Origin of the sequence: Mesorhizobium sp. M8A.F.Ca.ET.161.01.1.1 (assembly GCF_004792105.1) — a bacterium.
Classification (GTDB): domain Bacteria; phylum Pseudomonadota; class Alphaproteobacteria; order Rhizobiales; family Rhizobiaceae; genus Mesorhizobium.
In genome coordinates this window covers 1-321 of the sequence record NZ_SRTD01000314.1, presented here as the reverse complement: position 1 = coordinate 321, position 321 = coordinate 1, and the positions used below count along the sequence as shown (strand labels likewise).

The 321-nt window shown below is 63.9% G+C and carries 1 pseudogene; it reads right to left on the bottom strand.

Annotated elements, in window-relative coordinates:
• Positions 1-90 precede the first annotated feature (90 nt).
• Positions 91-321 (bottom strand): annotated as a pseudogene (locus tag EN804_RS35875) (GTP 3',8-cyclase MoaA); the annotation flags it as partial.

Sequence of the window (321 nt, the reverse complement as noted above, 5' to 3'; positions counted from 1 at the left end):
CAGTGACGGCCAGCCGATACGCTGATGACGTTGCATGATACCCCCTTGGTCGACGACCGGAGGCGATCATGCATCATGCGAGAGAAAAAATCAGCCGCCGGTGACGCTCATATGCCGCGACACCGAGGGGCGGTTGGTGCGCCGGTCGATGATGAAATCATGGCCCTTCGGCTTGCGGCTGATGGCCTCATCGATGGCGCTGGCGACCAGTTCGTTGCCTTCCGAAGCCCGCAGCGGCGCGCGCAGGTCGGCGGCGTCTTCCTGGCCAAGGCACATATAGAGCGTGCCGGTGCAGGTCAGCCGGACGCGGTTGCAGCTCTC